Source organism: Rhodococcus sp. PAE-6 (assembly GCF_025290685.1).
Taxonomy (GTDB): Bacteria; Actinomycetota; Actinomycetes; order Mycobacteriales; family Mycobacteriaceae; genus Rhodococcus; species Rhodococcus pyridinivorans.
Genome location: NZ_JAOCLZ010000294.1, coordinates 1 through 212, shown reverse-complemented (window position 1 = coordinate 212; position 212 = coordinate 1). Strand labels below are relative to the sequence as shown.

Genomic DNA, 212 nt, shown 5'->3' with positions numbered 1-212 from the left:
GGTGCCGTTGTCGCTCGCGCAGCAGCGGATGTGGTTCCTCAACCGCTTCGAACCGGAATCGGCGGTCAACAACATCCCCGTGGCGATCGGCCTGTCGGGGGCACTCGACGCGGCGGCCCTGCAGGCCGCGGTCACCGACGTGCTCGGCCGGCACGAGTCGTTGCGGACGATCTACCCGGACGTCGACGGTGTGGGCTACCAGCAGGTGCTGC

At 69.3% G+C, this 212-nt stretch carries 1 protein-coding gene; it reads left to right on the top strand.

Features of this window, described 5'->3' with window-relative positions; genetic code table 11:
• Positions 1-212, top strand: a 212-nt coding sequence (locus NVV99_RS27090) for a condensation domain-containing protein (protein ID WP_260783363.1), incomplete at both ends; no start/stop codon positions are given.